Origin of the sequence: Kitasatospora sp. NPDC091276, assembly GCF_040684355.1 — a bacterium.
Lineage (GTDB): Bacteria > Actinomycetota > Actinomycetes > Streptomycetales > Streptomycetaceae > Kitasatospora.
This window is the reverse complement of the sequence record NZ_JBFBFU010000056.1, coordinates 25,260-31,670: the sequence shown is the minus strand read 5'-3', so window position 1 is coordinate 31,670 and position 6,411 is coordinate 25,260. Positions and strand designations below refer to the sequence as shown.

Sequence of the window (6,411 nt, the reverse complement as noted above, 5' to 3'; positions counted from 1 at the left end):
GAGGCCATGGTGTCGGGGTCAAGGTGCATCCCGGCGGCGTCGTGGTGGGCTCGCACGGTGGTGGAGTCCACGCCGACCAGGGACAAGTCCACCTCACCGCGCTTCGCGGCTTCCGCGATCATCCCCTCCAGCAGGGCTTCGAAGACGCCGGCGTCCCTCCACTGCCGGAACCGATTGGAGACGGTCGACCAAGCACCGAACTCCTTCGGCATCTCCCGCCACTGCCCGCCCGTCCGGAATCGCCAGACCACGCCCTCGAACTGCTGGCGCAGCCGCTCGGGGTACGGGCCGTACTCGCCGATCGGCAAGTACGGCTCGATCAACACCCACTCTGCATCCGTCAGTTGCGCTCGCGTCACGCACCACGGTTTACCGGAACTGGACCCGCTGCGAAGGTAAATCGCGCAGATTGATCACGACCGAATACGCGCCCTAGAGTGCGCTCCACACATAGCTCCTCACGTCCTGGGCGAACTCACCGAGTTCATCAATGCCGATGATCAGCCCTGCCAACGCACCGTCATGCGTGTGTGAAGTGAAGTGCGTGTGAGACAGGTGGAACGCCTGCTGGGGAACTGCGGTCTCGTCGAGCGCCACGCTCACCCCCGCGTTGCTGGAAGGAGCCGCCTGCACCCACTGTCGCACGAGGGTGCTGACGAACGCGTGCGAGTCCTTGGAAAGGTGCTTGTCGGCGAACGACATCATCGCCAGGTACTCGGCTCCGCTCGTGCCGAGCTGACGCCACGCGTTCCGGATCGTTGCCCCCACATCGCTCGATTTCGCAGGGTCGGCCGTGAACTTCTTCATCTCCCACAGCCTGAAGGAGAATTCGCCCTCCGTACCTGTCAGACGGTGGACGACTATCCCATCACCACCGCTGTCCGTAACCGTGCCACTCGGCGAGTTGATGATCTCGATCGTCCGGTCGGCCTCTGGAGGTAGTTCGCGCGTTGTCAGGTACCACAGCCACTCGCCGACGTACCCGATGAGAGCGTTGGTCGCCTCCTCGCCCGCTGCCTTGAACACCGGTATGGCGAAGGCGAGCACCTCCGCGCGGTCATCGCCGGCCAGCTTCGTCCCCGAGAGCACAGCATTGCGCCACAGGCCGTAGGCCGCCGGCTGATTCCCAGTGCGATCCTTCATGACCGAATCGGCCACGATCCAGGCCGCCGCAGCCCGTGCCGCCTCGCTCAGGTCGTTGAAGACCACCAGCTCCCACGGACAAACCTGCCCGATACCCTTGCCCGAGCGGTCGAACAACGCAGTCAGCCGCCCACCAATAGCATCAGCCCGCTGCTGCGCGTCGTGGGCCGGTATAGAGGCCACTTCAACTCCTCACGCGTCTAGGGAGCAAATCCGTTGGGCGATCAGGACTCGGCCGCGGTCCCACCGTAAAAGCGGGCGGTCTTCTCATCGACGACGCGGAGCTAAGCGGTTCGCTGCTCAACCGTTTCTCTCGAGGCTCCGCCAGCGTAGAGCTCAGTGGCGTCGGGGGCCGTTCGTGGGGATGCAGGAAGCAGACACGGCGGCCGTCCTTCCAGATCCGGCGCCTGGTGAGCGGGAACGGCGCGGCGAGGTCGCGCTCGGTGCCGTCGCCGTCCCGGTTGTCGGGGAGCGCAAGTGCGGCATCGGGAAGGACGAACCGGACATCGATTTGCTTCCTGTCGTGGGTGGGTGCGCCGCAGCAGGCGCAGGCGACGGGGGAGTGGTTCGTGCTCACGCGGGCAGAGTACGGCGGCGGTTGCTCAGGCGGGCGCGCGGGGTAGCGGTCCGGGCGGCTGAACGCGGGGTCATGGGTGGGGCACATAGCGAGCGTTGGGTCCCGGCCAGCTTGCGTCCATGAAGTCGGGGCGATCGACGCGGTGGAAGCACCGAACCAGGAACTCGGTGAACGTCCCGGCGGTCTCGAACCACTCGCCCTCGTCGCTGCTGATGATGATCCGCCACTCGGCGGGATCGTTCTCGACCGCGCGGAAGAAGTACCGGCTGCCGTGCTCGTCGCTTCCCCACAGCAGCAGAACGCCCGATCGGACGTCGGACTCGTCGACCTCCCACCAACCCTCGGCAATCTCGCCGTACCAGGCCGGACGCTCAGGTGAGGGTCCCCAGCAGCGCTCCAGCTCGGCCGGCGTGGCGTCCATCGGCCGGTCGATCGTCAGATAACCGTCCACCGAGCCGGGGCCGTACAGATCGAGGAACGCCTTGAAGTCGGTTGGCAGCCGGAAACCGAGGTACCGCTCACTGGCATCCCAGATCGCGGGCCTGGCCCAACCCCAGGACTCCGGTTCCCCGAGGTGCGCGCGTAGTTGCTCGAGCGCGGTCTGGCTCTCCGGCTGGGGGCAGAAGATTGCTGGGGTCAGCACTGCCACAGGAACACGGCCTGTGTGCAGGGCTCGCACGCGAAGGCGTAGGCCTCACCACGACCTCCGAAGTTCATCGCGGTGGCGTGGTCCCGTCCTTCCTCGAGCTGAACGACGAGCTTCATCTGCCGTGCGCAGGTCGGGCAGGCCGGGGTCTCGTCGTTCTGCAGCCACGTGGGCTGCCCGCCGAGCTGACCGAGGACGTCAAGAGGAGTTCGGCCCGGCTGCCTCGCCCACTCCGTGTAGGCCTGGCCGTAATCGGCCGTCGTGGACGGCTCGTACGCGACGGCGCTCACCGCGCCGAGCGTAACCGGCTCCTGGTCGTCGTCCTCGTCCAGCACGGGCACCGGGATCGGCTGGAGTGCGGCCGTAGGGAACAGCAGTGCGCGGTTGCCGCCCGCCTGCGGGTCCCACTCCTCGCACATGCCAGGGTCGTTCTGGCACATGAACAGGGCGAGCACGTCCCGCCCCTCGACGGCGCCCTGGCCGGCGTGGCGGCCGAGATCGTCGAGGAGCACCTGCGCCAGGAACTGCATCGGCCCGTCGCACGTGGAGCACTGAGGCCACGAAGTCCCGGCCGTGGCCAGCGGCACCCCGCCGGTGCGGGTGACAAATGCGGTGGGCTCGGTGGTGCCCGCGTACGTCATCAGGGTCGTCGTCACAGCCGGCGACTCTACGACAAGCCGCTGACACCTCGGCCTACCACGGCCCGTGGTCACGACTCCGCCCAGACCCGGACTGGGACGAGGTGGATGGGGCACCCGGTCATCGCGGCTACGTCTTTCGGCGAACGGAACGCCACACGTGCTGCGCCCAGGGCAGGCATCCGGCTCTTACACGGGGAGCCTACGGAGGCGTCCGTGCCAGCTGACACGGGGGTGAGGGGCCGGGCCACTGAGCCTGGGCGCCCGTACCGGCTGTCGGGGGTGGCTGGACGATCAAGCCATGGGAAACCTCTACGACTACTATGCGGCCGCCGACGACGCACAGGCCTTGGGCATCTTCGAGGGCGGCCGGGCCGACGACCGGTTCGGCACGGTCGGACTTAAGGTCGTTGACCCCTACGCCCTCCTCGGTGTGGTCGAGGCGGCCCTGAGGGGAGTTCCCGAGGAGCAGGTGGAAGCCGACCCGCGCTTCTGCGAGCTGCTGAGCGATCCGCAGCACGAGGGCCACTGGCTCGTGTCGATTACCGACAGCCTTCGTGACGCGCTCGCGATGGCCGGCAGCGGCCGACTGGAGGAGGCCGCGTCCGGGTGGACGCTCACCGAGGCCGGCGCGGGACAGGACGCGGAGCTGATAGCCGACTTCCTGGAGCGGCTGGCCTGCCTCGCCCGTGACGCCGGTCAGTGCGGCCTGTACTGCGGTATCGCCCTGTAGACGTGCCGAAGTCGGGCTGCTCGGCTGGCGCCCTCGACTGCCGGGAAGCCCAGCGTTCGGCTTCCGTCACCAACGTTCGTCCCGTTGTCAGCCCGATCCGCCACACTGCTGCCCGTGATCACTCCTGGCGAGCCGCCTGCCGGCATCGAATCGGTCCCGCACCCCAAGGCCGTCCTGCTCGACACGCCCTGGGCGGAGCTCAGCCACGCGTACGGATCGGCCGAGGACACACCCATGCTGCTGGTCGGCCTGCTGGACGACGACCCCGAGGTCCAGGCCCATGCCCTGGGCCGGCTGCAGATGTCGGTCCTCCACCAAGGCTCGCTCTACAGCAGCACCGCGCCGGTCGCACTGTTCGTGGCCGGCATCCTGGACCATCCGCGCACCTCGGCCGCGCACGAGAGCGAGTACCCGTGGGACGACCGGGCCCGCCCACTTCGCGCCGCGCTACTGGAGTGGCTGGGCGAGATCGCCGAGTCGGTCGGCTACTACGACGACCGCGAGCAGGATCCCGAGTACGACGACCCGGCCGACATCGCTGCCTGCCGCGCCGCCCGTCCCGCGATCCACCAGGCGGTGGCTCCCTACCTGAGCGATCCCGACCCCGTGGTTCGCGAGGCCGCTGTCGGCGCTGCCGGCCACCTTCTCAAGGCCCCCGAACTCCGCGACCGGATACCCGACGCAGCCGCTCGGCTGCGCATCACCCTGACCACAAGCGGGAACCGGCGCGAGCGCGCCGTGGCCGTTCTGACCCTCGTAACCTGGGCGCAGGACACCAGCGACCTGCTCACCGACCAGGATCCGGCGATCCGAGCCTGCGCCGCCCTCGCCCCGCTCCCCTCCGACGACCCGCGTCCCACTGCCATCCTTCTGGAGGCACTGTCGGACCCGCATGCCGCGGACCACTGGTTCGACGCCGAACCCCTGCCCCAACTCGACGGATGGTTCCGCTTCACCCTCCTCCACGCCCTGCTCTCCCGCACCACCACCCTGGAGGAAATCCTCGACGCCGCCCTGGCACTGATGCCCATGGCCAACGACTTCACCGTCGAACGCGACTGGGGACCGCTCCTGCTGCGCGCCTTCCCCGACGGCAACGCCAGCGAGGCGGCCCTCACCGACGCTCAGTACCGACTCCTCAGCGCCATCGCGGCCAAGGACGATTGCTGGGGCAACATCGGTAACAAGATCACATGGCTGCGCCGAGCTGGACTACCGACAGAACGAGAGTCCTTCCGCGCGCTCCTGACAAACCGCGACCGGGCCCCCGACTTCTGACGGCTCGCGGAGAGCTCGGATCCTCGCGGCCCCTGCTGCCTGTCGGAGGCCTCGGTCGAGTTCCGGAACTCTCACAAGGCTCATCCGATGCCGGGCGCGACCGGGTGCTCAGCTTGGAAGGCCAGCCTGCGTTCGGCATCCTGCGCGATGTGGTCGAGAACATCGTCGAGTGCTGCGAACGCCTCCCACGGCTGCTGGTGGTCGGCTTCGGCAAGGCGCTCGATCAGCAGTTGTTCGAGATCAGTGACGCGCTTGCCCTTCCAGATCTTGTCGGCGAGGCTTACCAGCAGGTCGTCGGTGCTGATGCCGGGGGCGTTCCACGATGCGTGGCTGCGGGCGAAGCGGGCGAGTTCCTCGGTGACGCCCCGGGCGATCAGCAGGTCGCGCCTGGCCATCTCGTGCGCGGAACCGGGCCGGGAGAGCTCCTCGGGGTGCAGGATCTTCCCGATGTCGTGGGTGGCGGCGCCGAAGAGGACGGCATGCCGGTCGAAGTCCAGCTGCGGGTAGTGCCGTTCGACCCAGACGACCAGTTGGTGGGCGACATCGTGGACGGCCCGGAGATGGGCCGCGAGCCTGGGCGGGGCCTGCAACTCTTCGAGGAGGACGGCGACCTGGCACGGTAGCGGTCGCAGTACGGGATCGCCGGGCAGGGTGAGCGCTCGCTGCAGAGCATTGAGGGTCATCCGGGACACGGTAGGCCTCACATGTCGGACCCTGCTGCAAGGGTGGATGGCCATGGACATCGACGGGTTCTGGAATGTGATCGGGGTAGCGCGGTCCGAAAGCAGCGGTCCGCATGGTAAGTCGTTCGCCGAGGCGTTGGTCGACCAGCTGGCGGGGCTCTCGCAGGAGGAGATCCTCGCCTATCAGGAGCGTTTCGACGAGGTGCACGGCGCCGTGTACCGCTGGGACGTGTGGGCCGCCGCCTATCTCATCGGGGGAGGCTGCTCGGATGACAGCTTCATGGACTTCCGGGCCGGCCTGATCGCCCTCGGGCGAGACTGGTACGAGCGGGCAGCCGCTCGCCCGGACGCTCTGGCGGGCAACCCCGCAGTGATCGAAGCCGCCGCCGGGGGCGACGACTACGTGATCTCCGCCGAGGACGTGAACTACGCGGCCGGCTACGCGTTCGAGCGCCTCACGGGTGACGCCGATGCCTTCCACGAGGCGTGGAAGCGCCATCGGGCCGGGCAGGATCTGGATACGGAGCTGGACTCCGACATGGGGGAGGACTTCGACTTCGACGACGCTGACGAGATGCACCGTCGCCTTCCCCGCCTGGCTGCCCTCTACCTTGGCGCAGCCGCCGGCTGAGACGCGTCAGTGCCTCGAAGGGCGTCGCCACCCGGATGGGGCCGCTGTCCCGGTTGGTTGCCGATGTCCCCTGTGCGGCGGC

8 protein-coding genes are annotated in these 6,411 nt (G+C 68.3%); 3 read left to right on the top strand and 5 right to left on the bottom strand.

All coding sequences use genetic code 11. From position 1 onward, the window contains the following. The 4 genes from AB0O19_RS37110 to AB0O19_RS37095 form a co-directional block, all read right to left on the bottom strand. Positions 1-359 (bottom strand): transposase (locus AB0O19_RS37110; protein WP_363626063.1); only part of this gene is annotated, 359 nt, incomplete at its 3' end. Positions 360-432: 73 nt separating this feature from the next. Next, complete coding sequence (locus tag AB0O19_RS37105; protein ID WP_363626061.1) at positions 433-1,326, bottom strand: hypothetical protein; 894 nt, start codon at positions 1,324-1,326, stop codon at positions 433-435. Between the two features lie 464 nt (positions 1,327-1,790). Next, the gene (locus AB0O19_RS37100; protein WP_363626059.1) at positions 1,791-2,363 is read right to left on the bottom strand and encodes an SMI1/KNR4 family protein; all 573 of its coding nucleotides are present in this window, start codon (positions 2,361-2,363) and stop codon (positions 1,791-1,793) included. Then, positions 2,357-3,022: a DUF1963 domain-containing protein gene (locus tag AB0O19_RS37095; RefSeq protein WP_363626057.1), complete on the bottom strand. Its 666-nt coding sequence runs from the start codon at positions 3,020-3,022 to the stop codon at positions 2,357-2,359. The genes AB0O19_RS37100 and AB0O19_RS37095 overlap by 7 nt, the downstream gene beginning before the upstream one ends. Positions 3,023-3,305: 283 nt before the next feature. Between AB0O19_RS37095 and AB0O19_RS37090 the strand changes: the two genes are divergently transcribed. After that, positions 3,306-3,737 (top strand): hypothetical protein, encoded by a 432-nt coding sequence (locus tag AB0O19_RS37090; RefSeq protein WP_363626055.1) that lies wholly within the window; start codon positions 3,306-3,308, stop codon positions 3,735-3,737. Positions 3,738-3,851: 114 nt separating this feature from the next. Then, entirely contained in the window at positions 3,852-5,015 is a 1,164-nt protein-coding gene (locus tag AB0O19_RS37085) for a HEAT repeat domain-containing protein (RefSeq protein WP_363626053.1), read from the top strand. Between the two features lie 80 nt (positions 5,016-5,095). Here AB0O19_RS37085 and AB0O19_RS37080 read toward each other — a convergent pair whose 3' ends face one another. Next, positions 5,096-5,698 carry an HD domain-containing protein gene (locus tag AB0O19_RS37080; RefSeq protein ID WP_363626051.1) on the bottom strand — a complete coding sequence of 201 codons (603 nt, stop codon included), beginning with the start codon at positions 5,696-5,698 and terminating at the stop codon, positions 5,096-5,098. 52 nt (positions 5,699-5,750) lie between these two features. Here AB0O19_RS37080 and AB0O19_RS37075 point away from each other — a divergent pair, with 52 nt between their 5' ends. After that, complete coding sequence (locus AB0O19_RS37075; RefSeq protein WP_363626049.1) at positions 5,751-6,329, top strand: DUF4240 domain-containing protein; 579 nt, start codon at positions 5,751-5,753, stop codon at positions 6,327-6,329. Positions 6,330-6,411 lie beyond the last annotated feature (82 nt).

Coding starts and splice junctions, on each gene's coding strand:
- AB0O19_RS37090 (WP_363626055.1), top strand. CDS start 3,306: ATGGGAAACCTCTACGACTACTATGCGGCCGCCGACGACGCACAGGCC.
- AB0O19_RS37080 (WP_363626051.1), bottom strand. CDS start 5,698: ATGACCCTCAATGCTCTGCAGCGAGCGCTCACCCTGCCCGGCGATCCC.
- AB0O19_RS37075 (WP_363626049.1), top strand. CDS start 5,751: ATGGACATCGACGGGTTCTGGAATGTGATCGGGGTAGCGCGGTCCGAA.